This is a genomic window from Polynucleobacter sp. 15G-AUS-farblos (genome assembly GCF_018882445.1).
GTDB lineage: Bacteria > Pseudomonadota > Gammaproteobacteria > Burkholderiales > Burkholderiaceae > Polynucleobacter.
In genome coordinates, this window is record NZ_JACVOM010000002.1 from 215,705 (window position 1) to 240,339 (window position 24,635).

Genomic DNA, 24,635 nt, shown 5'->3' on the forward strand with positions numbered 1-24,635 from the left:
TGTAAATCTCACTTCATCTAGATTGACGGGATTTATCAAGTGGATAAGTATATGTTGAATACTACCAAATTCTTTGAAGGAGTGGCGCCAGCAGAATACTGGCATTTAAAGCTATCAGTGCCGCTATTGCGGCACTACGGTTACCCGCTGAATCATGCCAAGATCAGAATGTGCGAGCATTTGACAGTGCATGATGAAAGGGCCTGTGAAATCATTAAAGCGCATTCTGAAAGTAATCGATTTTGGCTCTGATGAGCTTCCACCAGCAGGTAGCGCCACCGTGTCACACCAATAAGGCTTTACTGGTACTCCGTTGATTTTGGTAATCATCATCGGATTAACATGAAGATGAAAGACGTGAGATAGGTTATTGCAGTTATAAATAGTCCATTCTTCGACATCTCCCAGCATGACATTTTGAATCATCGTATTTGAGGGCTGCAACTCATAATCGTATTTTGGTACAGGATGAGGCGCAATATAAACTGAACCTTCCACGGGTCTACCGGTAATCTTTGCTACTTCCTGTTTTGCCTTAGCAGTATTTTTCTTAATGGATTCCAGAGTATCAGATACCGTCTCGGAGAGGCTGCTAAAAACTTTATTCCATGCTGAGAATACGCTATCGTCTTGTTGTCCCACTTCGTTGCCAATCATATTGAAGATAATGTTGCGCTTTTTGCCGCCTGCGCTAGCAAACTCCTCATCACTAATTGGTTTTAAATAATCCGATAGAGGTAGTGGCGTTGGAGGAATAGAAGTTGCTAATACTGTTGCTTCTACTTTTTTTGTCTCCACCACAATCACTTTAGCCAATACATCCCCGGGCAAGACGATGGGACTATTTCCTTGGCTGATTTTGATAGGCAAAGATCTTAATAAATAGGTGCCGGGCTTGCCCGCCTTCACAATTACTGAAGATCGATTGCCTGCTGCTAATACCACTCCCCTGCCATCTTTTTGACGGCTATCCGGAAATTCTTGATACAGACTACTACCCCAACCATCTGTTGTGTATTGATAGAGAATATGTTCATCTAAATTAAGGTTGAGGTAGTTAAATACTTGAGTGTTGATGAAACGCCAACGTTGCACTTCCCCGCTCTCCATCACAATGGTGGGCTGACGCACACCATTAATCAATACTGGCTGAGCATCAATATAGCCCTTAGATTTATTTATTCCGTGCCCAGTTGGATGATTGGCTACCTGTGCAAACTTCTCTAAACTACCCTTCTTGGCGCCATAGTTCTTTTCAATACCATCTTGCGCAAAATAAGGCGCCTGGAATAAAAAGATCAGCTCTTTTGCTTGTGACATCTCAGGCAAATCATCTACAGGTCCACGAACCATGATGGCTCCCTGCATTAAGCTTGCAACTTGTATTGCGCTAGAACCATGGTATTGGGGGTGATAGTAAAAAGGTCCGGCAGGATGATCCTTGGGCAAGTTATATACATACTGGCGTGTATCACCTTGCGGAATAACGCCCCCAGTATTAGGGTCCACTACATAATCACCGTATTCAGCTTCTTTCTTGTCTGGATAGATTCCTGGAAATACATGCAAGCCATGCGTGTGTAAATTTGTAGTATTAGGCTTGATATAGTTAGTTGGATCCCGAAATGCTACAAAGGGTGGATTAACAGGTAAGTTATTCACTAACTTAATCCGTAATTGATCACCACCTCGCACAACTAATGTAGGGCCTGAGTAACTGGGTCCAACATTGTTGTAAGCATAGGCCCTCAAAGAAACAGGCTGCTGTTGTTCTGAATCTACTCCAGAAAGTTTGCCTTCACAATATGATGCAGTCAGCGTCACATCAAGCACACCATTTTTTGCCCCCAACATCGTAGGCTGCACAAAAGTTTGCAATGGAACTGCTGCTTTTCCTTCGCCCTCTCTTCCGCATGCAGTAAGGCCTGCTGGCACCACAATTCCAGATGCGAGCGTCACCCCCATTCGCAGAAAATCACGTCGATTATTGATTAGATCGTTATTCTTTGACATATTGATCTCAAGCAATATCAAAAAAGATATTTGGCGTCATCTGCCTAAGCGCTGCTTTACCAAGCTGGCCAGATTCATTGCAACCCCAGCCCAAGAATTGGTTCTTGGTGATTGCTAAAGAATGTGACTCGCCTGCAGCGATAGAACGCACACCAGAAAGAGAACGAATCAGTGTGGGTGTATGACGAGATTGAAGATCACCCAATCCAAGCTGACCAAATCCATTCCATCCCCAAGCGTAGACTTTTCCTGAAGATGCTAGGGCAAGTGAATAATGCATACCAGCAGCAACTGCTGCGATCTTTTCTGGAAAGGCAATGGGTATTGGGCTATCAAAATAAGACTGCTTCACATTTCCGAGCTGACCAATATGATTACTACCCCATCCATATACCTTGCCATCAGATGTAAGTGCTAAAACATGGGTTGAACCAACAGCAATTGAAGTAATGGGAACTAGAAGCGCTACTGGCTCTGGCTTTGAGATTGTCTGAAGGTGGCCTAAACCTAATTGCCCAGCTGAATTACTTCCCCATGCATAGACCCTATGATCTTTACTTAATGACAGCATGAAGTTATCGCCAATCACCACCTCTTGCATTGGCGGAATATCGGTAATTTTTTCAGGCAAGACATTAAGTTGAGTAGCGGTGCGCCCTAATACACCTTCGCTATTAAGCCCCCAGGTATAAACACTTCCAAGCTGATCGATGGCAGCATAAATAAATTGCCCAGCTGCAACTTTAGATGCTTGAGGAATACCTTCAATAAGAGTGGGCGCCTCAGTGAATGCCTCTTTGTCACCAATCCCTATTTGGCAAAAGCCCCATATGTATGGCTGCTGATTAGAAACTCCCAAGCTGACACCATTTCCAGCGCTAACGTTTGAATACAGTGAGGGCTTTGCAATGTAAACAGGCTCCTTAGAGGGCGCTCTACTACCGCAGATATCTACATATCCAACGGTGATCCGACCGCTTCCTGCACCACCCCACCCAAGAACCTTGCCTGACTTTAATACTGCTAGGGTTTGATTCTTACCTGCAGAAATGGCGTTAATTTCATAAAGATCTTTTTTAGGGGTTCCCATGCAGTATTTAGAAGGTGACTACCCTAGCGAATGAAAGTATTTAGTTACGAAATTCTATTTCAATCCCTTCAAAGAAAAAGGGCAAGCAAATAGAAACTTTTTTCTCTATGGAAATCAACTATAGATCACAAAGGAATTGCTTGGTTAATATTCTTTAAGACCCAGGTGGGTAAAGACTATTCAGATAGGGTGCGCCTTCTTTCATGTAGTTATTGGGTCCTGGAGGCCCAAGTGCCTGGTCATAATTAACCTTACCCCTAAAGCAGCCAATTGAATGGGGATACTCTCTATTCAAGACGTAGTGATAAGTCTCTTTTAATGTTCCATCAGGCATAGTAATTACTGAGGTAGTGCCGTGACACTCATCTAACTCTGCATTAGTTAGATTACGTCCATCCGCTCCGCGAGGACCGGTGATCGGAAAGCCATCTAGTGCAAAACCATAAACAGGAGACTGGCCAGAGCCACCTTGATCAAAACATTTCCACGACCAAGCATGGTAGTGATATTGCGCATTGTAGGGGTGTCCAAAACATTGATCGTTCGGAAGGGCATTAATGGGTTCGTAAAAGTTTCCACTTGAATCATTCGCCTTCTCAACATGGAGAGGTGCTCCAGTCAACATAATGCCAACAATTAATGAATTAATCTGATACGTCCCAGTTGCCACTGGAATTAAGGGGATACTGCTGACGAGTGGGTAAGGAGAAATGCCAATCGCCGCTGCGCTAGAGTAGACCTGTCCAGTTGCTGGATTAGCACCCCCTGGCAAAGCGGCATAGTAAGGGTAAGCGGCTTGTGTAGGCAGCACTGGGAAGTTACCCATTGGAGTAGTGGGTAAGCCATTACCTGAAAACTTGCGCATGCCTGGCGTAGGGTAGCCAGGAATAGTTGCCGTAGCATCTACAGTCATAGAAAAAACGCTGCCAGAAGGATCAAAGGCAGTGGCGCTATTAGATCCGTCTACATAAACAATTTTTGAAACATCAATAATGCTAGTTTTAGTATCTGTCCATGGTGTTGCAGCAAGACTCATGGTATTGGGTACGTCACCCAAAACTTTGAATTCAGGGGCAATACATTGGAGATTTTTGCCACAAATAGCATTACTGGCGCCATTGGCTGTGGTCACTAAAGTAGTTACTGTATTGGGGTCAGATCCTGAGCTGGATGAGCTACCTCCATCAGAACTGCTGCCTCCACAGGAAAATAAGCCCGCAGCCACTATGGTAGATAGTAGTATCAAGGAAAGCTTATTTTTCGTTAATAGGAAGGCCATATTTGCTCTAGATTGAATTCAAAAAATTTAGTTGTATCGTATCATTTTGATATAAAAAATATTGTCCATATTTTTGATAAAGCAAGTTATCCTAGAAGCCAAATACTGATTGGGTTTAAGAGACCTCTTAAGATTATTTTTTTACTGTTCATATTTCATCATGCATAAAAACCTTGAAATTAACTTTTCAGATCCCAAGCAAGATCGGTCGAAAAAAACTCTAGATGATCTCCTTGAGGCTGCCTATGAGATTGTTGAGTCTGCTGATACTGCTAAATTTACAAGTAGAACTCTAGCCTCTAAATCTGGCTACTCGCTTGGCACCTTAAGCCAACGATTGGGATCGGTAGAAGATGTATTTTTCTGGGCAATTCAGAGAGGCAGGAAGAGTAAATTAAATGCCTTTATCAATGCTATGGAGCAATTTGATGCTCAATTACCAATTCAGGTTTTTATAGACAAGTATGTTGACATCGCTTTTGGCAATATGAATGCAGTTACCTCAAAAGTCATGCGCTATTATGATCAGCGATTCACTCTAAAGCATGGTCTAACTACCGATTACTTTGACTACATTGATGTATTAATTGAGCCATATCTTGAGCTATGCCAAAAGAATGAAACGAATACTTTCAGAGTTCTTTCATTAGAAGAGGCGAGACTTATTTTTAAATGTGTACTAATGTTAGGGGAGAGACCATTTGCAAATGATGATCCTATAGCGGGAACTGAACAGCATCGCCAAATAGTAGTTGAAAATTTGATAAGGTTGCTTGCTAAATGAGCCAATCCCTTTCCACAGAGGCAGAATTACTTTTTAGTTCAGTTTAAACCTGTAGATCTCGCTCGAGCCAGCAGTATTAGTGGTGAAGCACAATTAGCATTGGCAAATACTCAGCGTCTATCTGCAGATTTGTTTAATTGAGGATATTAAGGCTTTTTTGCAATAGGAGCTAAATGTTCTTGAGCCTCATTTAAGGTGTCATATAGCGAAAGATCAATAGCATGCATTCTGAGCGTGTCATTGAGTTTGGCCCGCAAAAATGTGCTCGATGTATAAGCTGTGACAGCAGTAAAGTAACGCCTGGCAATATCTTTTAAAGCCTCAGCAAACAATCTCTTATTTATATCGGCGCTAAATTGATCCCATCAGCGTCTAAAGAGGTCCTTTAATCACACCTTTGTTTTTTGGAATACCATTCTTATCTAACTTAGCTTCATATATCTGCCAAGTAATTTTATTATCTTGATTGATGGTCATCTCAAGTGCCCAGCCAGTATTCGTATCAACAGTATCAAAACCATCAAAGACAAAGTTTCCTAAGCTATAAAAGATTGGTTTGCCCTTATATATTTCAATATTTTGAGTGACATGGGGATGACCTCCCACCACAGCGTCAGCGCCACTATCAATCATTAAGTGTGCTAAAAACTGTTGCCTTGCCGAGGCTATCTTATCGCCCTCCCAACCCCAATGTGGGTATGTAATGACAATATCTGCACCATAAAAGTCTTTTGCTTTTTTAATATCTGCAGCAAGATAGTCAGGCTCTCCCCAAGCATTTCCGGGTCTATCATCTAAGGCCTCAAAGCTTCTTGGCAAAAAAATGTTATATCCCAAGACAGCAATACGTTTACCTTTAACGTTAAAAATAATAGGTTCGTGAGCAGAACGTATATCTTTGCCGCCCCCAAAATAAGCAATTCCAGCCTTATCTAGTAAATCAATCATCTTTGAGAAGGCTTGCGGTCCATAATCGCCAGTATGATTATTAGCAAGCGATACAGCACTAAAGTATTTTTTAATTAAGGGCAATACTCTTGGGTTTGCCCTTAATACAAAGGGCTTAATCTCTGCCTTTCCTGTAGTCCCCACCACGCACTCTAAATTTCCAATTGTCTTATCAGACTGTTTAAATAATGATGCAAAACTTAAAAATGGATCTTTCCCTGCCTTAATGTACTTGCCAGGTAAGCCATCTAGCATGATGTCACCCACGAAAGTCAATTTGATATCCTGACTTTGGGCATAAGATCCGGATGCATAAAGGATGAGGGAGGAAAGGATGGCTAAATATTTTTTCATATTTACCATCAATCTTTACAAATTTGACGACATTGAAAGAAAAGATCTCTTTCATAGGGCTCACCATAAACTAGGTTATCACCAAAGCTACGAGAGCAAGCCTTAGGGTTAACAATAAACTCTTGAGCGCTTAGGAGAACATACCGGTCTTTTGAATTGATATAAACATAAAGCTTGAATTTAGTCCGACTTGGCAAATATTGTCCAGCCAATCTAAAACCACCCGGAAGGTCAATTTTTGAAACGGCATAAGTATCATCATTGGACTCAATGCGTAATTGAGATTGAGAATTGCTGACGTCTGTATCACAAATAATTTGAGCCCCATATGCAAAATTAAAAGCGAATGAACATATAAAAAAAATTAGGCTAATTGAGAGTCTTTTATTCACTGTATATGGTCAATTAAACTTATTCATAGATCATGATACTGATTACTTTCATTATTGATATGTTTCATTAATAGTGAAATCCCCTGCACCCCCAGTAAATCCACTATATAACTCGATGACTTTAAACAGGGCCGTGAGCGTATTGTTAGCATTGATACGATATGTTGTAGTGCTGGTATAAGCAAGCTTACCCGTTGCAATGAGTGTTGCTTCATCAACGGTAACCCATAGGAGGGTGGAAGGCGTATCTGCAACGACCGACCAAGTTAACGCACCTGTCGTCACGGGCTTCGAAGTTCCATAATAGTTTATGTATGTAGAGGCGGTGCCCTGACTTCCAGCAGTTACCGCACTTGGAAAGGATTGTAGATTTGAATAGACGTAATTCGGTGGATTAGCCCCATCAGTCATCAGATTGATAGTTGTAGGATCCCAAAAAATCTTTTCAACTTGACCTTGCCCACCATTACTGTTGTAGAAAGCACTACAAAATGGAGATGAATTAGGAACAAGAAAATCTATTTCCGTTTCATTACCAATTAAAGTCGGAAGACCAGCATAGGTCGTACCTGAATATGTCGCTGAAGTATTTTGTAATTTAGTGCCTTGGCAATCGCCACTAATGACCGCATTTGTCGAGTAACCCCCTGTAACATAGGATCTCTCAGCAGCATTTAAGTTTAAGGTTGGACTTGAGTAAGATGAAGAGCTATCTCCACCACCACATGCTGCCAACATAACAGTTGATAGAAGAGCTAAGACCAGTTTGAGGTTAGTCGTTTTGCGTAGCTGTGAAGTAGCTCCATTCAAAAACATTTTTTTACCCTATTATTGTTCGTTAATATGCTTACTTTTAAGAAGGCGATATTTTTTTGTAATCGTTAGATGACTCGCTTTGAGCTCATATCATGGTTGCTGATAGACCTCATCAATATTCTGATCGCCGTTACCTGTAAGTAATGCGGTTGGCTGTATATTTTTACGTAAATTCGTTAGTGTGTTGTCGGCATTAAGACGGTAATAGTTGGTTTGGTTATAAAGCAATTGTTTGCCAACATACGTATATGCTTTATCGTTCGTAATAAGCATCAGGGTAGTTGGAGTATCTGCCGTAACTGACCAGGTCTGAATACCTGAAGCTACAGGTACCGAGTTTTCATAGGTAACGGTGTTATGCCAGATGCCTGATGATCCAGCAGAAACTGAATTTGGGAAGGGAACTTGGTTTAAGTAAACGGTAGTAGGAGGATTGCTGCCGCTACTGATAGGGACATAGGTCTTGGGATCATAATAACTTTGATACACCTTACCACCATCATTGCTGTTATATAAATATGTCGTACAAAATTGATTAGAGTCTGCAGCCATGAAATCGGTCTCATATTCGTTGGAAATAATTGCCGGTTTGCCGTCAAGAGTAGTTCCTGAGTAGGTAGAAGTCAAAGTCCATACTCTGGTGCCTTGGCAGTAACCGCTAATCGCACCTGTTACTGAGCTACCTCCTACAACATGTTTCTCCCATGCTGAATTTAAATTTAATGTCAGAGGGCCGGGCGAGGTTGATGAGGAGCTATCTCCACCACCACATGCTGCCAACATAGCTGTTGATAAAAGAGCTAAGCCCAGTTTGAGGTTAGTCGTTTTCAGTAGCTGTGAAGTAGCTCCATTCAAAAACATTTTTATCTGATTATTTTTCGTTTGCGTGGCAACTTCTTAAATATTGTTATTTTGATTATTGGAAGTCAGGCTAACATCCAAAACTACTAAATACACCTGATGTTGCGTTCACATTTGGCGGGTAAGCACTTTCGCTAAACCCCATATATTATTTGGGGCTCACAACGCCTCAAAAGTCATTGACTTTACTGTCCACATTTTCAAATTCATTACAGTTGAAAAGCTGCTTATTTAGCCCAAACTAAGATTGGTCACACTCTTCTGATAGCATCAAGGTAGTCAATCTGATCTTAGCCAATACACTATGCATTTCAAGTCTTTTTTAAATACCTTTTTTTATTCTCCTGACTTAAATATATTCCTGGGTATATTTGGAGTCTATGTTGCTATTGCATTATTTATTGTCCTAATTGTTTATACACCTCGATTGAGAGGCTTCTTTTCTAGCTTCAACGGAATTCATGGAACTTTTTATAGTCCAGCAGCGACTATGTTTGCTCTGTTAGCGGCATTTATGGGAGCTTCACTTGTTAGCAGTTTTAATGCGCATACAGAATCAATTAACCACGAGCGCACTGCCCTAATGCTATATGTAGATTTCATTAACAATACCCCACCATTAGCGAATCAAAACTTACAACACCAAGTCAAAAATTATTTGCAGTCAGCCTTAGATGAAGAGTGGCCGCTGTTAGAACATGAAAAAATTTCGAGGCGTACAGGGGAACTATTTCAAGAAATTATCTTAAAAACGCTTAAGGTTGCTCCAGTCCTTGAGGGCACCCAAGCTGGTAGAGAGCTTGCGAAGACCTTAGACTCTTGGTACGAAGCTAGAGCGAAACGCCTATCTTATCGCTGGAAACACGTTGAACATCTGCGCTGGGGAGTGTTATTTATGGTTGCTTTCTTACTCCAGATTTCAGTTGCTGCCGTCCACCTTAGTGGCCCCAGAAGAGCAATGATTCTGTCTATGGGTATTACTACAGCCCTGATCATTTCGGTGATAACACCATTAGTTCTAAACGTTAATCATTACAGTGGCTTGTTACAAGTATCCAAAATGCCGCTTGAAGAAGTCTATGAAATACTCAACGAGCAATTTAGCGATGATCGATAGGCTAAGCGCCAGCTAAGCCTATATCCATATTCCAGCTCATATGATTAAGATCATCAAGAAGATAAACTGCATCAGATATTAACCTTGTTTCTTCGCGCGGCGATTGAAGAACTCTTCAATCTCTACATAAAAAACAGGCACTAATGCAACCGCTAAACAGGTAGAGGCGATCATGCCACTAAATACGGTAATGCTGAGTGAAATTCTAGCTGCAGCTCCAGCACCACCTGAAATTATCAGAGGCATTACGCCTAATATAAAAGCAATAGATGTCATCACAATTGGCCTAAAGTGCAGCAAAACTCTAGCCAGCCGATGCCCCCTGACGGACAATCTCGTAGTGCAAGTGTGGACCTGTCGAGCGACCTGTTGATCCTGATTTTCCAATCACCTGAGATTTTTTAACAGCCTGCCCTACTTGTACTAATATTTCTTGCGCGTGTGCGTAACGCGTAATGAAGCCATTCGGATGTCGTAGCTCCACCATATTTCCATAATCACCGCCCCACCCTGCTTTAACTACAATGCCATTGGCAGTTGCCAGAATGGGCGTACCGATAGGCGCTGGGAAATCCGTACCATCATGCCAAGCAATCTGATTCGTAAAGGGATCAATGCGATAACCTAAGCCGCTAGAGGGAGTTGCTTGAAATGGTAAAGGCAAACCAGATGGCGCACTTTTTAAGGCAACTTGAGTTTGCGCAAAGGCTTTACGTAAATCCTGAACTTGAGAACTTAGGCCAATCGACTGCTCAATGGTACGGTCCAGTCTCACCCCATAAGAATCTTGCTCAACATCTAATTGCCTGCTTATCCTTAGTGGGCCGCCCTGAGCAGTGGGTAAATCAAATCCCCCAGAAGTATTGACCGGACTTGTAAATTGATTGAGTTTTTCTTTTAAAGCTGCCAGCTGATTGAGATTAATCTGCGCTTCATCTAAGCGTGCCTGCAGTTCATGTAACTTACGCTCGTAATCAGAATCTTTGAGATGGGACGTTTTTGCATCCCAGTTATTGGATTGATTGATGGCGATTACGGTATCGCGTGCTTTATTGATAGCGGAGATAATCATCCAATTCACACCCGTCAGGATTAATAGCAAGGAGATCAAGCCAATGATGATCTGTCGCCTTGTGAAATCAAACTCTCTCACAGGAGCATTTGAGCTAGTCATTAATAGTATTTGCATCATTACCTCTTTTCTCGATCAACGGATCGACGAATTCATTTCTAAAATCGGTTGCATTACTGCCATCACAATCCCCAAAACTAAAAGACCCATTAGCAAAATGAGAATTGGCTCTAAAAGACTCGTAAATATTTTGGTCTTTTGCTCCGCTTCTAACTCCGCATTTTCTGCGCTGTACTTCAGCATCTCACCCAGCTGACCCGATGCTTCTCCAGATCGAATCAGGTGAATCAAAATTGGCGAAAAGACACCCTGGCTTCCAAGAGCACGCGATAGACTTGCGCCCTCACGAAGCCGCACCTCAGTAGAGTCGACTGCCTCACGCAAGACATGATTACTTAAAGTATTACGGCCACTTCTGAGAGCCGCCAAAATAGGCACATTGGCCGTTACCAGCATTGCCATTGTGTTGGCAAATCTAGCCGTTTCAAATCCTAAAATTAATGGGCCTAAAACAGGGAGGTTCAGAATAAAACGATCAAAACGCAAACGAATGTCTGCCCGCTGAAGCGCCCGTCTTAATAAATAAATGCTGGTCACAATAGCAATCAGCAGTAACCATCCCCAATCCACTAAGAAATTAGAAAATCCCAAAACAAATCGGGTGGTGAAAGGCAGAGTCTGCTTGGTACTCTGAAAGACTCTTGCAATTTGTGGAACTACATAGGTCATCAGAAACAATATGACCATGAAGGAAACCCCTGTCAACATAGCAGGATAGGCTAAAGCAGCTAAAGCTTTCTGTTTTAGAGCTTGGCGCTTTTCTAAAAACTCTGAAAGTTGAGTCAGTACCTTACCCATCATTCCAGACTGTTCTGCAGCTGCAACTACACCCTGATAGAGGGGGTCGAAACTTTGCTCTTGAGTAGCAATCGCTTGAGATAGAGATAAACCAGAGCGCAACTCTAGGACAACTGATTGCAATACATTTTTAATATGCTTTTTTGAGCTTTCATCAGAGAGGATCGTGAGAGCTTCATCAATCTGAACACCAGAGCGAACTAGTAAAGCAAACTGCTTGGTGATGAGGGACAGTTCATTCCGGGTCAGCGGCTTATTTTCAGAGAAGAGTTGTTGCCAAAAGTAGGTTTTGCCCCAGCGTGTTTCTGGCTCAATACTGACAGGAACCAATTGCTTTAATAGTAATTGTTGCCGAATAGCACGTACGCTTTCACCTTCTGCGGTTCCCCGCTCACTTTTACCGGCGTAGGTTAGGGCTTCAAAGCGATAGCGTGGCATATGAATTCATCTAATCTAATTCAACACTGCCCGTAACGCGCAACATCTCTTCCACCGTTGATTGCCCAGAATCAACCCATCTTTGACAATCTTCAGCAAGACTTCTCATGCCATTAGCAGTCGCTTGCTTACGAATTTCACTTTCAGCAGCGCGGTTATGAATCAGCTCTTTAGTCTTTTCATTTGTAATCATCAACTCATATATGCCTGCTCTACCGCTATAACCAGATTGACCACAGATAGTGCAACCGGCACCTTGACAGGCCTGGCACTTCAGGCGAATTAACCTCTGGCCTAAAACACCGAGCAATGTGGATGACAACAAAAAGGGTTCAATCCCCATGTCAATTAAACGGGTTACAGCTGAAGGCGCATCATTGGTGTGCAGGGTTGCTAAAACTAAATGACCAGTTAAAGAAGCTTGGACAGCAATCTGAGCAGTTTCAATATCTCGGATCTCCCCTATCATCACAATATCGGGGTCTTGACGCAAGATGGCTCTTAATGCTCTAGCAAAACTCATATCGATACGAGAATTCACCTGCGTTTGACCAATACCATCTAAGTTGTACTCAATGGGATCTTCCACTGTCATGATGTTGTTGGTTTTATTGCGCAGTCGCAATAAGGCTCCATATAGAGTGGTCGTTTTTCCACTACCGGTGGGGCCAGTCACTAAAACAATCCCATGCGGCCGATGAATGAGCTGATCAAAACTTGTAAAAGTATCCTCAGCCATTCCCAGAGTTTTTAAATCTAAACGTTCGTAGCTCTTTTCTAGTAAACGCATTACAACACGTTCGCCATGGGAGGTGGGCAAGGTAGATACTCGAATATCAATCGCTTTACCGCCAATACGCAGCGAGATTCGCCCATCCTGCGGCATGCGCTTTTCAGCAATATCCAAAGAAGCCATGATTTTGATACGAGACACCAAAGCCGCATGTAAATCTCTACGCATATCGACCACATCACGCAGATTGCCATCTACCCTAAAGCGCACTACAGACTTACGTTCAAAGGCTTCTAGATGCACATCTGACGCCTCAGCATGAATTGCTTGCTTCAAAATGCTGTTAATCATTCGGATAACTGGAGCATCGTCATTCGCCTCTAGTAAATCCATGGAGACTGGCATCTCTTGCAATAAGCGAGACAGATCAACCGTATCCTCTACTTCATCAATAACTTGGGACGCATCTAAGTCGCCCTGCGAATAAGTGGAATTAATAGCCTCCATTACCTCATCAGTAGACTTCTCGATACGCTTCACAGAACCGACTATTCGACAAATTTCATGGAGGACTGATAAATCGGTCGCTGGGCTGTGAATTAAAGTAAAGACGTCCTTTTCCTGACCAGCAATATCGTTGCTGGTCTGCCTCTTTAGTAAGACCTGATGATCTCTAGCGTAAGCAAATGGAATACGCAGCATCATTACTGAGTCGCTACACCACTTGAAGCAGGACTAGGAGATCCTGGCACCGGTGGACGAGAAAGTGGTGGATTGGTGTTAATCGTACTAGCCGGTAATCTTGGCGGGATCAATGGGGGCTCAGAATTACTAACATTAGGTAAGTCAGTCTCCTTAGGCAATAACATAGGTAATTGCTTAAATTGATCTTCCTTACCTTGCATAACGCTTAAGCGATTATTGGTAATTTCATCTGTTTGATTTTTATCCCGTAATACATAGGGACGCATGAAGACCAAGAGATTTCTTTTTACGCGATTCTTGTTGTCATAGCGAAATAATTGGCCAATTAACGGAATGCTGCTTAAAAATGGAATTCCGCTAGTCCCATCGGAGTACTCATCAGAAATCAGACCACCCAAAACGACCATCTGACCATCATCCACCAAAACATTCGATTCAATATTACGCTTGTTCAGCACCACACCCGATTGGGTTTGCGCAGCAACTGAAGATACCTCTTGATAGATCTGCATTTTGACAATGCCGTTATCAGAAATCTGTGGCTTCACTCTCAACAAAATACCTACGTCTTGACGAACATAAGTCTGGAACGGGGTGACTGTTGAAGTAGATCCTGTGGTTGAATATGAGCCCGTTAGGATCGGGACATTTTGACCCACAATAATGCGCGCCTCTTCATTGTCTAAAGTAATCAAATTAGGTGTAGAGAGAATATTCGTGCCAGACGCTGTTTGTAGTGCCCTCACCAAGGCAGACATTGCATAAACACCATTGAAACGGCTAATTAAACCCAAATTCAAACCAGGTGCAGGAGCTACTGGAACAGCGCCAGTATTTGCACCACCATTGGCAATCGTATTTACGTTTTGATTCAATCCGAAAATATTCCCGCCAGCACCTTGATTTTGCCCAGGCGTTCCAAAATTCGTACTACCAAAGCCGACGTTTTGATTGCCAGATCCGACTAAGAAGTTCCATTGAATTCCTAGCTCTGCAGCAGTTTCATTACTCACTTCAACAATGAGCGATTCAATATAGACTTGATTACGCCTTAAATCTAACTGCTCAATCACTTGCCTAAGGCTACGATACAAGGGCTCGCTACCAGTAATGAGAATGGAATTGGTTGCAGGCTCTGCTTGAATAAAGCCGCCAATGTTAGGGTTGCTAGAACTTGTTAAAGCAGAGGTGGCCAAGTTAGCACCAGCCCCTGCCGCCTGGCCGGGGGGCTGAGTTGTAGCACCTGGATTTTGCTGGGTATTACTTGCTAAAGCAGGAGGGGCATTGCTTGAACTAGCAACTTGAGCTGATAAGGCAGCATCTGCTGCAACTAAAGCTCGTAAAGTAACGGCCAATTTACTTGCCTCGGCATTTTTTAATGGCACTACCCAAATATTGCCGTTCTTATTACCTGGCGCATCTAATCTAGCTACCAAAATACGCACCTGCCGAACTCGTTCTGCACTTGAACTGCGAATCAAGATTGAATTTGTACGCGGCTCAGACAAAATCATGGTCTTTAAAGCAGGATCTGCAGCGCCAGCAGTGCCTGTATCCAACACTTTATTTAGGATCGCTGCAACATCACTTGAAAAGGCATATTGCAATTTAATAGTTTGTACTTCAGTTGAGGTAGGAGCATCAATCGACTCAATTAAGGCAGCAATTCTCTGAATATTGCTGGCGTAGTCCGTCACAACAATCGTGTTGTTTCCAGGATAGGCATTAATCGTATTATTTGGCGAAACCAATGGGCGCAAGACAGGCAATAAATTATTAGCTGACTCATAATTCAACTTAAAAACACGGGTAATAATTTGGTCGCCCTCTTGCTTGCCTTTACCAGTAGTAACTGAGGTGCTCACGAGCTTGGCATCCGCTTGCGTAACTACCCGATACATGCCGTTGGTTTCGACTAAAGCAAAACCTGCAGTACGAAGAGCAGTTGAAAATGAGTCTAAAGCCTTTGATTTTGTAACGGGTCTATTAGTAATGAGAGTAATTGTGCCTTTGACTTGTGGATCAACCAAGATGGTTTGTCCAGTTGCCTTTGCAACCACACTGGCAACAGATTCAATATCAGCATTATTAAAAGATAGCGAGACGGTGGCTTGCTCAATTGCTGGTCCTGCATTGATGTTTGTTAGATTTTGCGCCATGACTCCTGGCAAGAAAACAAACTGATTAATGAGACAGCAGAGAAGAAATCGCAATGCATAATGCGATTTACTATGAGTATTTTTAGAATGCTGCATGCTGATCATTTCTTCCTCTAATATTGCATGCGATAGGTATCGCCATCTTTCCTGCCCAATAAAGACAGTAAACCAATTAAGGAATCTTCTGCCTCGGGTGCGGCCCAAGCCCCACCTGCAAAGTGTAAGCCAGGACCAGCCTTAGAATCTGAAGATCCCTTGCCCTTCAATAACAGCGGTCCGGCAATAGTGTCAATCTGAAATGAAGTGCCAGTCTGTTCTAAATTAGCCTTAATTTCATAACTACCTAAGGGTTTCACATTACTAATCGGGCTAGAAAGGTTGTTGATATTGATTCGCACTGATCCAGAGGTATCTACCCCCTTTTTAATCTCACTCCAATGCGCTGTTAATTGACCACGGGGGCGAAGCGTATTCCAGGGACTGCCAAAGGCCTCAAGAATAGTGGCTGGTAAATCAATTTCCCCGCTAGCAACCTTAATCTGGCTGGCGGAAACTGAAATCAATAAGGGTTTATCTAGCCCCACAAAATTCACATCCACTTGGCACATACCCTGCATCAAGCTGCATTGTGATTTCCAGGAAAATCTTTCAGTGATCGCAGACGCCGGCCGACAAGCCCCATCCGTTAGGTTTGGCTCCGAAAAACCAAAGGCAGCACTGCCATTCCATATAGTGCCTGTAGGCTGATGTAGGGTAACGCGACAGGCAGATTGGTTTCCCAATAGATTGGCAACCACCCCAATTGGCATTTGCCTAATGACGATACCAATCAATAAGATCAATAGGATCAGTAAAAATGTCTTGTGCGATTTTGTAGAGGATGTATTTAGGGAGATCTTCATCTTGAAGTCCCATTATTCAATGCAGAAAAATTGGATCCAGCATTCGAATTACTAGTTTGAATTAGTGCTGCACTAACATTGACTATTGCCATTTTTGAAGTAGCACTTACCTCAACTCGCTCTGGGTATAAATGCCAAGTAGCTCTTAATTCTTCCAATACATCAACCACGCTCGAAAATAAAACATCACTTGCTTGGAACTCAATGCGAGGAGGATTTTCAAGACTTAATCTCAATACGCTAGGCTTAATTTTTTTTGCTATTAGAGTCATACGAATTTTTTGTAACTCAGCTTCATCTATTGGCTCAATCGTGATCTGTTGTGCGGGAGCAGTTTTAGATAATTTCACGAGATTTTCCATTTGCGACCATTGTGCTGGACGCAAACTTATAGCGCCCTCCAACTGACGCATATAGGGCAAGACCCAAAAATCCAAACTTATCCACAAAAGCAATCCAGCTACCATCACTCCGAGAATAGGATGAGGCTTCCTGTAGAGGCGGCGACCCTCAAGCCATGTAAAGTGCTTGCTAATAGACTGATACCAAGAAGTTGGTCTGGCATCACCCCAGCGAGTGGCGCGCTTAGCCAGATCTATTAGATGTAATTTAGAGTAAAACTTCATATACTGACGAACTGATATTTCCTGACCCTTTTGTAAATCCAAGTTTAATAGGATACAGCTACATTAGGGCTCTGAGAGGGATTAGACCCTCAAAAGTGTTCACATTTTGAGGAAAAGCATACCTATTTAGTTATGATTTGGCTGATAATTCTAAATAGTTCAAAGCACCATTGATTAAAGAAAGATTCCTTGAAACGGTTGCAAGCATTCATTCTCAGCAAGTATATTGATACTACAGCCCAGCTTGATTTGCGTTTTCGTCAATCCAGAAGCGCGCTGAGGGGGAATAAACTTGCCTCAAGCTTTCTTACTCCAATCCGGTTTAGTCAGTCACTAAGTTATCTGCTGATCTGCTTTACTGCAGCCGCATCAACCTTTTGGTTAATGCATGTCATACAAATCCCAGCACCTGAAGACACTCTATTGAAGAGCTCAAAGGGCACATCCCTCTATATAAATCAAGATCTGAGCGCAAGCTACCCTCTTTTTGGCAGCAAACCTTTAGCCACAGACAATATTATTTTGCGCGGAGTAGTCGTTACTGAAAAAACCTCGAGTGGGGTATATCAGGGCTTTGCGCTCTTTGATATCGATGGAAAGCCAAGCGGTGCTATTGCTGTTGGCGAAACGATTGATAGAGGAATGACATTAAAATCAATTGATACAGAGACGGCTACCTTGCTGTATCAAGGAAAAGAAATGGGCTTTTCTGTTCAAAAGAGTAAAAAAGATAGCGCTCCCTCAAGCCGAAGCTCTGAAATCAAAAAAGCTAGAAACTAGAATGTAATGAGGCCTCTTTCCAATGACTAATATCCTATATCGTCTTCGTATGAAGACTAAAACCCGTTTTCAGAATAATGAAGCTGGATTTACTCTGATTGAAATCATGGTGGTGATTGCCATCATTGGCATCTTGGCGACTTTAATTGTTCCACGCATCATGGGACGCCCAGATGAGGCTCGCGTTACTGCTGCAAAACATGATATTGGCACATTAAATCAAGCGCTGAAGTTATATCGCTTAGATATCGGTCGCTACCCCACTACCGAACAAGGGCTTAGTGCTCTGGTCACTAGACCAAGTGCAGAGCCAGTTCCGCAAAATTGGAAAATAGGTGGCTACTTAGACTCTCTGCCGAATGATCCTTGGGGGCATCCTTATCAGTATGCCAATCCAGGCACTAAAGGCGAAATTGATATTTATAGTTACGGGGCAGATAAGAAGCCAGGCGGTACTGGTGCAGATGCGGATGTCGGTATCTAATAAAGGGAAAGCCAATCCCCTTTCAAATACCCCTCTAGAGGGTGGCTTCACTCTCATTGAGATGTTGCTAGTACTAAGCATAGTGGCAATCTTATTAACTGTTGCAGTCTTAACTATCCCCAATCATGATGAGCGTAATTGGCGAAATAATTTAGACCAGTTAGTAAGCTCACTCAATGCCGCCCAGGATGAAAGTCAAATGACAGGTATTCCAATGCGTGCAGAGATTGGCGAATCAGGATGGCGCTTTAGTAAATCGGATCCTCTAGCGCAAACCAGAGACTCCAATCAGCCGGCTACTTTTATTCCCGATGCTTATAAAGCCCAGACTTGGTCAAAACCTGTGATCATGGATCCTCTGCAATTGAACTTGGGGGCTGAATATGTCTCTGAAGTTTTGCGTACCACCATAGAACAAGAAAAACGTACTGCGACCTTAATACGCTCCAACGATGGTCACTTCAGTTGGGCTTCTCCATGAACAAGCAGAAATTCAAAGCGAAAAATGGATTTGCGCTCATTGAGGTCTTAGTCGGTTTAGTAGTTCTGAGTATTGCACTCATAGCTGCATTTCGAGCTGTAGCTTTAAGTACAGATACACAATTCGCTGTAACTCAGCGGACGATGGCACTCTGGAGTGCAGATAATGCCCTCAATGAAATTCGAATGAATCGAGTTTGGCCAGAAATAGGTACTAGCACCTTCAGCTGCCCTCAAGCAACCTTGATATTAGTTTGTCAACGCAAGGTCAGTGCTATGCCCAACCCTTCTTTCAGACGAGTTGAAGTCACCGTGTTTCTTGCTAATGAAGCCAATAGCACTCAAGTAAATGGATCCCGACTAGCATGGCTTGTGACAGTAGTGCCCAACCTGAATTCAGGAGCGCTATGAAGCAAAAGATTGCTTCAGATGCTGGCTTTACTCTCATGGAGGTGATGGTGGCTATGATCGTGATGGCCGTGGTGGGTCTTTTAGCGTGGCGAGGTATGGATGTCATGCTCAGAAGCAAAGAAAACATCGAAGCACGAGCCAAACAAGATGCAATTTATTTTCAGTTAGCGCGTCAATTCGAACGCGATTGCCAAGAAATGATTACAGGTACTCAATTAACCGTCCCACCATATTCAGCAGGGACCAAGAATATCTGGTGGCTTAGACGAAATTCTGAGACAAAACTAACCAGCTGGATAGTTGTCGGCTATGGAATCACGCCAACCGGCCTGCAGAGATGGATCAGTCGGCCTCTGAACAATCAATCAGATGCTTTAGCAGTATGGCAGCCATTGGTAAGAGATCCTGATCTCGCTTCAAGCGACATGAAAGTATCTCTCGAGATTCCAGAAATTATTACCCAGCAAGCCAATGTCATTACCAATATGCCAGCTGTCGGAAAAGGTAATGACACCCCCTTGTTAGCAGGATTCAATATACGGTGGGGACTTAAAAATACGCCCTTCCCGATTACCAGATCGTGTTTGGCTGGTACGAGCTTATAGAATGAACATTTTCAATCGAACAAAGCGAATGAAAGCTGAGCAAGGATCGGCTACCGTTACAGCGTTGATTGTGGTTGGCGTCGCATCGATTGTGATTGCTAGTCTCATATGGCGCCAACAAATCCAAATTCGTAATATTGAAACGATACGGGATAAAACCCAGGCCCAATGGCTACAACACGGCATGATTGATTTTGCAAGGCTTGTATTAGCCCAAGATTTGCGTGTTAGCCAAGTTGATCACCTAGCCGAATCCTGGTCCCTCCCCCTGAGCGACAGCAAGGTAGCCGATTTTTTAAAGAATGTAGATATCCCAGATGAACTTCAAGCAGTTACAGTCAATGGCGGAATAACAGATGCCCAAAGCTTATTTAATCTCACCAATCTTTGGAATGGTAATTACCAAATTAACGCCAATGGAGTACTGGCTTATTCGCGACTACTTACTGCTTTAGGCATTAATCCAAATTTAGCTCAGCAAACGGCTCAAGTAGCACAAGATAATCAAATGGCGTTTAATGATGTCAGCGACTTAATTGGGGTTCCTGGCTATACCGAAGCAATGATTCAAAAACTGCGTTCTTATGTAACTGTATTACCCATCCCCACCACAATCAATATCAATACTGCCTCTGCTGAAGTATTAATGTCTGCATTTGCAAGTTTATCCCGCTCATCTGCAAATACTATTGTGCAAAATCGATCGAGTGCACCTGCTAAAAGTTTAGAAGAAATCAATCAGCTTTTAATGCGCTCAGGCGCTGGAACAAACGTTACGGTGGATCCAAGTCTAGTGAACGTCAACTCCCAATATTGGCTTGCATCCTCCGAAGTGAAGCTGGGAAGCGGTATTTTTAGAAATTCGAGCTTAATTCAGAGATCATTGAGCCCCATGGCTTTGGGCAACTATACTCAAGTGATATGGAATAGAACCAGCAGAATATTGTCAGAATGAGCCTACTAATTATTCATTGTCCAGTCAGACCACTTTTTGAAGAAGTTGGCACTGATGGCGGCTTCAATTCTCAGAAAGAAGCTTTTGAGTGGTGTTTATGTGAAACCAGCACATTGCATGCCACTATCCAATCCACAGGTACAGGGCCTATTGAGTCGATGCCGTATGCCGATGAAGCTTTGGTATTAATGCAAACGCTAGATGTTCGCTTGATAGAAAAAAAGGTTCCCCTAGTAAAGGTAAAAAAATTACAACAGGTCTTGCCCAGCTTAATTGAAGATGAATTGCTAGGTGGGACTGATAACGCCCTTATCTATGCCCTTCCTCCATTGGCTGGTAAATCAGGATCAGAAAGAACCTTGGCCGTCATGAACCGGTCATGGTTTAGATGGCTCGCAAAAGAACTAGATAGCCTTCTGAGTCCGCGGGTTCGGATGATTCCCGATTGTCTGATTCTGCCCTTACAAAATGCGACCTTCATTCAACCAGCATCTCCAAGCTCTTGCCTTGCGTTTCAAAGAAATGATGCCTCTATCATTTATACATGGCATCAAGCTGATCAAATTGGAGTCGCGTGGATAGACGATTCAGAAGCAATAATGCTACCCAGTCAATTAGAAGATATTCAACCAATAGAGTGGTCTTGGGATTGGATGGCCTCCCGAGCATTTGCCTTTAGTCGCAATAAAGAGATTGCAAGCGCAAGCTTAAACCTATTGCTTGCTGATAATCTGGCACGTAAGTCCTCCAAGAAATCTGCTTTACCTTGGTTTGCTCATTCAGAGAATGATTCACAAAATCCAATCAGCAATACTGTTTCATGGTTAGATCATGGCTTATGGGTCAAACCCATTCGTTGGGCCCAATATGCAATGGGTAGCATGATTTTAGGTGTGGGTATTTATACTTCATGGCTCGCCATTGATAATTGGCGCTGGGGTCGTAATATGGAGATCTCTGCAGCACAGTTTCTGACACCAGAAACAATTAACTTAATTGCTCAAAATAAAAATACTGAATCAATTACGCAAGCATTTACGAAGCAATCAACTAATGAAGCGCGTCTTAAAGGCCTCCCTACTGATGCTGATTTCACCGCAATGGCAGGCAAACTACAACAACTCAAGGTAGCCCTTGGAAAAGGGTCTATCGAAAAAATGGATTATGACGGCTATCGAATTGATTTTGAATTTAAGCATGGTGGCGACGTACTTAGTTCAGCCGACATCATTGCCAAAGCCCAATCCTTAGGCTTAAAGCTTACGGACCTTGGAAATAATCGCTACAGATTGCAACCTTATGCAGGATTAGGATCAAGCTAAGGCTAAGAACTATCTAGTCGCATGAATCCCATTGACCTAAAACCGATAATCAACACCTAGCAATGTAATAGTAACTTTAAAGCTGGCTGTTCCAAATCCGTTTGCAGCAATATTTTTGATTGCCATAGCTGGAGTAGTTGACTTCAGCAAATCCATAGCAATTATCTTGAATGACCTGACGATCGAGTAGAACCCCATTCTTTGATGCCTACCCCTACTTTATTACGTTAGTTAGATGAATTAAAATTAACTTCCATCAAATATTCTGAATTTCAACTGTAATGAGATTGCGCCATGTACTCGATCTCCAACCGTAGGAATAAAAAATATATTGGCACCAAATCTACCCTCTTCAATAGTCAGCGCTGGTAAAACTGCTGGAAACCAACCTCCATTATTAGTAGATTGATAACCATTAAACCCACCAGCAACAACACCCAGCTTTACTGGACCTACTGCAATTGGCTGGTAGTAGATGCCCAAATAGCTTGAGCGGTCATTATCACTATTTCTATAATTTCCGAAAGTCGCAGAAGCTACCGTATTAAAACGATACTCAAGTCCGATTCCCCAGTTATTGTTATTTAAGTTTTGGTCTTTTTGGAAATGGTATGAATACATTCCGGGATTGACCCAAAGCTCACTTTTAGATTGTGGCTCGATGATCTGAAGCCAACTATAGGATTCTTGAGCATATGCAGAGCAAGAATAGAAAATAGTAAAAGCTAGGAACGTGAAATTACGGATAAAGCTCATCACTCAATTAAACCATCTTTAGCAAAGCAACTTAAGAATGAAGTTGCCTACAGGTTAAAAGTTATAACTCAGACCTATCTTGTAGGTGGTGTATTGACTAGTGCTACCTGGCTTGAAGAATGAGTGCTGGGAAAACTGCGGGGGAAAAAGATAGTTAGACTGGTAAAGCCTTTTATCTATTGGCAATCTGGCGGAGAGGGAGGGATTCGAACCCTCGGTACCTTTGACAGTACGCCTGATTTCGAGTCAGGTACATTCGACCACTCTGCCACCTCTCCGAACCGAAGAGCAATTATATCTTTGGAGCTCGCTTTTCGTGACTTACTTAGTCATTGGTGCAAGCACAGTCAGCCCACCCAAGTAGGGCTGCAATGCTTTCGGAATAGCAATGCTGCCATCGACTTGTTGCTTATTCTCTAGTAGCGCAACCAATGCTCTTCCCACAGCAAGGCCTGAACCATTTAAGGTGTGCAGTAATTCTGGCTTACCTTGGCCTGCTTTGAATCTGGCTTGCATACGTCTTGCCTGAAAGTCACCCATGCTTGAACAAGAGCTGATTTCACGATAGGCTTTTTGTGAAGGGACCCACACTTCTAGGTCATAAGTCTTAGTACTGCCAAATCCCATATCGCCGGTACACAACAATACTTTTCTGTATGGCAACTCTAGGAGCTCTAAGATTCTTTCTGCATGACCAGTGAGGTCTTCTAAAGCCTGCATGGAATCTTCAGGTTTAGTGATTTGCACCAACTCCACTTTGTCAAACTGATGCTGACGAATCATGCCGCGTACATCGCGTCCATAACTACCTGCTTCAGAACGAAAGCATGGTGTATGTGCAACAAATTTCAGAGGAAGATTGTCAGCATTCACAATCTCGTCTCTAACTAAGTTGGTAACTGGTACTTCTGCCGTTGGAATGAGATAGAAGTTTTCTGTTTTGTCTTCGCCATCTTCGCCACCCATTTGGCGAGGAACTTTAAATAGATCCTCTTCAAACTTCGGTAACTGACCAGTGCCGCGCATCGAAGCAGCATTCACCATATAAGGTGCATACACTTCTTGGTAATCGTGGTGAGTCGTATGGGTATCGAGCATGAACTGCGCAAGCGCACGATGCAATCTTGCAATCGGTCCCTTAAGAACCACAAAGCGTGAGCCGCTAATCTTAGCCGCTACTTCAAAATCCAATCCTAGTGGGCCACCAAGATCAACGTGATCTTTAATCTCAAAATCAAATATGGGTTGATCGCCCCAGCGCTTAACTTCTTGATTTTCAGTTTCATCTTTACCGGTAGGCACGGATGCATCTGGAAGATTTGGAATTCCCATTAAGAAATCAGCAATCTCAGCCTGCAAAATAGATAAACGTGCAGCACCAGACTCCATATCCACATTAATCTGACTTGCCTCTGCCATTTCTGCAGCGGCATCCTCGCCCTTACCTTTTTTCATGCCAATGGCTTTTGCCAATTGATTACGCTTGGCCTGCAATTCTTCAGTACGGGTTTGAAGAGACTTACGCTCCGCTTCCAAGGTGTTGAATTTCTCAACATCCAACTGGAATTTACGTGTAGCTAAACGCGCCTGAACTGCGGCGATATCTTTACGGAGTAATTGCGGATCAATCATGTA

General features: G+C 42.8%; 26 protein-coding genes and 1 tRNA gene. 9 read left to right on the forward strand and 18 right to left on the reverse strand.

The window, feature by feature from the left end; genetic code table 11:
* Positions 1-123: 123 nt before the first annotated feature.
* From ICN41_RS04375 to ICN41_RS11445, 3 genes are all read right to left on the reverse strand, one after another.
* On the reverse strand, positions 124-2,013 hold the full coding sequence (locus tag ICN41_RS04375; RefSeq protein WP_216291597.1) for a multicopper oxidase family protein: 1,890 nt from the start codon (positions 2,011-2,013) through the stop codon (positions 124-126).
* A 7-nt stretch (positions 2,014-2,020) separates the two neighbouring features.
* Entirely contained in the window at positions 2,021-3,103 is a 1,083-nt protein-coding gene (locus ICN41_RS04380; protein WP_216291598.1) for a hypothetical protein, read from the reverse strand.
* Between the two features lie 154 nt (positions 3,104-3,257).
* Positions 3,258-4,328 carry a YHYH protein gene (locus ICN41_RS11445; RefSeq protein ID WP_216291599.1) on the reverse strand — a complete coding sequence of 357 codons (1,071 nt, stop codon included), beginning with the start codon at positions 4,326-4,328 and terminating at the stop codon, positions 3,258-3,260.
* Between the two features lie 163 nt (positions 4,329-4,491).
* Between ICN41_RS11445 and ICN41_RS04390 the strand changes: the two genes are divergently transcribed.
* On the forward strand, positions 4,492-5,166 hold the full coding sequence (locus tag ICN41_RS04390; protein WP_216291600.1) for a TetR/AcrR family transcriptional regulator: 675 nt from the start codon (positions 4,492-4,494) through the stop codon (positions 5,164-5,166).
* 146 nt (positions 5,167-5,312) lie between these two features.
* Here the strand turns inward: ICN41_RS04390 and ICN41_RS04395 are convergent, their stop codons facing one another.
* The 5 genes from ICN41_RS04395 to ICN41_RS04415 form a co-directional block, all read right to left on the reverse strand.
* On the reverse strand, positions 5,313-5,498 hold the full coding sequence (locus ICN41_RS04395) for a hypothetical protein (protein WP_216291601.1): 186 nt from the start codon (positions 5,496-5,498) through the stop codon (positions 5,313-5,315).
* A 40-nt stretch (positions 5,499-5,538) separates the two neighbouring features.
* Positions 5,539-6,477, reverse strand: coding sequence for a CapA family protein (locus ICN41_RS04400; protein ID WP_370629091.1), 939 nt, complete (start codon positions 6,475-6,477; stop codon positions 5,539-5,541).
* Positions 6,477-6,860: a hypothetical protein gene (locus tag ICN41_RS04405; RefSeq protein ID WP_216291603.1), complete on the reverse strand. Its 384-nt coding sequence runs from the start codon at positions 6,858-6,860 to the stop codon at positions 6,477-6,479. The genes ICN41_RS04400 and ICN41_RS04405 overlap by 1 nt, the downstream gene beginning before the upstream one ends.
* 51 nt (positions 6,861-6,911) lie before the next feature.
* A complete protein-coding gene (locus ICN41_RS04410) occupies positions 6,912-7,676 on the reverse strand; it encodes a hypothetical protein (RefSeq protein ID WP_216291604.1) in 765 nt (254 codons plus the stop codon).
* Between the two features lie 90 nt (positions 7,677-7,766).
* A complete protein-coding gene (locus ICN41_RS04415) occupies positions 7,767-8,537 on the reverse strand; it encodes a hypothetical protein (RefSeq protein ID WP_216291605.1) in 771 nt (256 codons plus the stop codon).
* A gap of 490 nt (positions 8,538-9,027) precedes the next feature.
* On the opposite strand from ICN41_RS04415, the gene ICN41_RS04420 reads away from it, so the two are divergent.
* A complete protein-coding gene (locus tag ICN41_RS04420) occupies positions 9,028-9,654 on the forward strand; it encodes a hypothetical protein (protein WP_216291606.1) in 627 nt (208 codons plus the stop codon).
* A 78-nt stretch (positions 9,655-9,732) separates the two neighbouring features.
* Here ICN41_RS04420 and ICN41_RS04425 read toward each other — a convergent pair whose 3' ends face one another.
* The 7 genes from ICN41_RS04425 to ICN41_RS04455 form a co-directional block, all read right to left on the reverse strand.
* Positions 9,733-10,041, reverse strand: coding sequence for an efflux RND transporter permease subunit (locus ICN41_RS04425; protein ID WP_370629092.1), 309 nt, complete (start codon positions 10,039-10,041; stop codon positions 9,733-9,735).
* Positions 9,959-10,843 carry a M23 family metallopeptidase gene (locus ICN41_RS04430; protein WP_216291607.1) on the reverse strand — a complete coding sequence of 295 codons (885 nt, stop codon included), beginning with the start codon at positions 10,841-10,843 and terminating at the stop codon, positions 9,959-9,961. The genes ICN41_RS04425 and ICN41_RS04430 overlap by 83 nt, the downstream gene beginning before the upstream one ends.
* An 18-nt stretch (positions 10,844-10,861) precedes the next feature.
* Complete coding sequence (gene gspF / locus ICN41_RS04435) at positions 10,862-12,082, reverse strand: type II secretion system inner membrane protein GspF (protein ID WP_216291608.1); 1,221 nt, start codon at positions 12,080-12,082, stop codon at positions 10,862-10,864.
* Positions 12,083-12,092: 10 nt separating this feature from the next.
* The gene (locus tag ICN41_RS04440) at positions 12,093-13,520 is read right to left on the reverse strand and encodes a GspE/PulE family protein (RefSeq protein WP_216291609.1); all 1,428 of its coding nucleotides are present in this window, start codon (positions 13,518-13,520) and stop codon (positions 12,093-12,095) included.
* Complete coding sequence (gene gspD / locus ICN41_RS04445) at positions 13,520-15,679, reverse strand: type II secretion system secretin GspD (protein WP_216291610.1); 2,160 nt, start codon at positions 15,677-15,679, stop codon at positions 13,520-13,522. Before gspD ends, ICN41_RS04440 begins: the two co-directional genes overlap by 1 nt.
* 113 nt (positions 15,680-15,792) lie before the next feature.
* Positions 15,793-16,581, reverse strand: a complete 789-nt coding sequence (gspN, locus tag ICN41_RS04450; RefSeq protein WP_216291611.1) for a type II secretion system protein N — start codon at positions 16,579-16,581, stop codon at positions 15,793-15,795.
* Complete coding sequence (locus ICN41_RS04455; RefSeq protein ID WP_216291612.1) at positions 16,578-17,207, reverse strand: hypothetical protein; 630 nt, start codon at positions 17,205-17,207, stop codon at positions 16,578-16,580. The genes gspN and ICN41_RS04455 overlap by 4 nt, the downstream gene beginning before the upstream one ends.
* A 189-nt stretch (positions 17,208-17,396) precedes the next feature.
* Here ICN41_RS04455 and ICN41_RS04460 point away from each other — a divergent pair, with 189 nt between their 5' ends.
* Genes ICN41_RS04460 through ICN41_RS04490 form a run of 7 tightly spaced genes read left to right on the forward strand, consistent with a single transcriptional unit; the run spans position 17,397 to position 22,244 of the window.
* A complete protein-coding gene (locus tag ICN41_RS04460; RefSeq protein ID WP_216291613.1) occupies positions 17,397-17,987 on the forward strand; it encodes a hypothetical protein in 591 nt (196 codons plus the stop codon).
* A 49-nt stretch (positions 17,988-18,036) separates the two neighbouring features.
* Positions 18,037-18,471: a type II secretion system major pseudopilin GspG gene (gene gspG / locus ICN41_RS04465; protein ID WP_216291750.1), complete on the forward strand. Its 435-nt coding sequence runs from the start codon at positions 18,037-18,039 to the stop codon at positions 18,469-18,471.
* Entirely contained in the window at positions 18,458-18,952 is a 495-nt protein-coding gene (locus tag ICN41_RS04470; RefSeq protein WP_216291614.1) for a prepilin-type N-terminal cleavage/methylation domain-containing protein, read from the forward strand. The genes gspG and ICN41_RS04470 overlap by 14 nt, the downstream gene beginning before the upstream one ends.
* Positions 18,949-19,362 (forward strand): type II secretion system minor pseudopilin GspI, encoded by a 414-nt coding sequence (gene gspI, locus ICN41_RS04475; RefSeq protein ID WP_216291615.1) that lies wholly within the window; start codon positions 18,949-18,951, stop codon positions 19,360-19,362. Before ICN41_RS04470 ends, gspI begins: the two co-directional genes overlap by 4 nt.
* Entirely contained in the window at positions 19,359-19,967 is a 609-nt protein-coding gene (locus tag ICN41_RS04480) for a type II secretion system protein J (protein WP_216291616.1), read from the forward strand. The genes gspI and ICN41_RS04480 overlap by 4 nt, the downstream gene beginning before the upstream one ends.
* A gap of 28 nt (positions 19,968-19,995) precedes the next feature.
* Entirely contained in the window at positions 19,996-20,922 is a 927-nt protein-coding gene (gene gspK / locus ICN41_RS04485; protein ID WP_216291617.1) for a type II secretion system minor pseudopilin GspK, read from the forward strand.
* Positions 20,919-22,244, forward strand: coding sequence for a type II secretion system protein GspL (locus ICN41_RS04490; protein ID WP_216291618.1), 1,326 nt, complete (start codon positions 20,919-20,921; stop codon positions 22,242-22,244). Before gspK ends, ICN41_RS04490 begins: the two co-directional genes overlap by 4 nt.
* 246 nt (positions 22,245-22,490) lie before the next feature.
* Here the strand turns inward: ICN41_RS04490 and ICN41_RS04495 are convergent, their stop codons facing one another.
* From ICN41_RS04495 to serS, 3 genes are all read right to left on the reverse strand, one after another.
* Complete coding sequence (locus tag ICN41_RS04495) at positions 22,491-23,000, reverse strand: hypothetical protein (RefSeq protein ID WP_255537898.1); 510 nt, start codon at positions 22,998-23,000, stop codon at positions 22,491-22,493.
* Positions 23,001-23,188: 188 nt separating this feature from the next.
* A tRNA-Ser gene (locus ICN41_RS04500) sits at positions 23,189-23,278 on the reverse strand.
* A 43-nt stretch (positions 23,279-23,321) separates the two neighbouring features.
* Positions 23,322-24,632, reverse strand: coding sequence for a serine--tRNA ligase (serS, locus tag ICN41_RS04505; protein WP_216291619.1), 1,311 nt, complete (start codon positions 24,630-24,632; stop codon positions 23,322-23,324).
* Between the last annotated feature and the right edge of the window lie 3 nt (positions 24,633-24,635).

Excerpts from the sequence above, each read along its gene's own strand:
- ICN41_RS04375 (WP_216291597.1), bottom strand. The coding sequence starts at position 2,013 with ATGTCAAAGAATAACGATCTAATCAATAATCGACGTGATTTTCTGCGA.
- ICN41_RS04380 (WP_216291598.1), bottom strand. The coding sequence starts at position 3,103 with ATGGGAACCCCTAAAAAAGATCTTTATGAAATTAACGCCATTTCTGCA.
- ICN41_RS04400 (WP_370629091.1), bottom strand. The coding sequence starts at position 6,477 with ATGGTAAATATGAAAAAATATTTAGCCATCCTTTCCTCCCTCATCCTT.
- ICN41_RS04410 (WP_216291604.1), bottom strand. The coding sequence starts at position 7,676 with ATGTTTTTGAATGGAGCTACTTCACAGCTACGCAAAACGACTAACCTC.
- ICN41_RS04415 (WP_216291605.1), bottom strand. The coding sequence starts at position 8,537 with ATGTTTTTGAATGGAGCTACTTCACAGCTACTGAAAACGACTAACCTC.
- ICN41_RS04420 (WP_216291606.1), top strand. The coding sequence starts at position 9,028 with ATGTTTGCTCTGTTAGCGGCATTTATGGGAGCTTCACTTGTTAGCAGT.
- ICN41_RS04430 (WP_216291607.1), bottom strand. The coding sequence starts at position 10,843 with ATGCAAATACTATTAATGACTAGCTCAAATGCTCCTGTGAGAGAGTTT.
- gspF (WP_216291608.1), bottom strand. The coding sequence starts at position 12,082 with ATGCCACGCTATCGCTTTGAAGCCCTAACCTACGCCGGTAAAAGTGAG.
- ICN41_RS04440 (WP_216291609.1), bottom strand. The coding sequence starts at position 13,520 with ATGATGCTGCGTATTCCATTTGCTTACGCTAGAGATCATCAGGTCTTA.
- gspD (WP_216291610.1), bottom strand. The coding sequence starts at position 15,679 with ATGGCGCAAAATCTAACAAACATCAATGCAGGACCAGCAATTGAGCAA.
- gspN (WP_216291611.1), bottom strand. The coding sequence starts at position 16,581 with ATGAAGATCTCCCTAAATACATCCTCTACAAAATCGCACAAGACATTT.
- ICN41_RS04455 (WP_216291612.1), bottom strand. The coding sequence starts at position 17,207 with ATGAAGTTTTACTCTAAATTACATCTAATAGATCTGGCTAAGCGCGCC.
- gspG (WP_216291750.1), top strand. The coding sequence starts at position 18,037 with ATGAAGACTAAAACCCGTTTTCAGAATAATGAAGCTGGATTTACTCTG.
- ICN41_RS04470 (WP_216291614.1), top strand. The coding sequence starts at position 18,458 with ATGTCGGTATCTAATAAAGGGAAAGCCAATCCCCTTTCAAATACCCCT.
- gspI (WP_216291615.1), top strand. The coding sequence starts at position 18,949 with ATGAACAAGCAGAAATTCAAAGCGAAAAATGGATTTGCGCTCATTGAG.
- ICN41_RS04480 (WP_216291616.1), top strand. The coding sequence starts at position 19,359 with ATGAAGCAAAAGATTGCTTCAGATGCTGGCTTTACTCTCATGGAGGTG.
- gspK (WP_216291617.1), top strand. The coding sequence starts at position 19,996 with ATGAAAGCTGAGCAAGGATCGGCTACCGTTACAGCGTTGATTGTGGTT.
- ICN41_RS04490 (WP_216291618.1), top strand. The coding sequence starts at position 20,919 with ATGAGCCTACTAATTATTCATTGTCCAGTCAGACCACTTTTTGAAGAA.
- ICN41_RS04495 (WP_255537898.1), bottom strand. The coding sequence starts at position 23,000 with ATGAGCTTTATCCGTAATTTCACGTTCCTAGCTTTTACTATTTTCTAT.
- serS (WP_216291619.1), bottom strand. The coding sequence starts at position 24,632 with ATGATTGATCCGCAATTACTCCGTAAAGATATCGCCGCAGTTCAGGCG.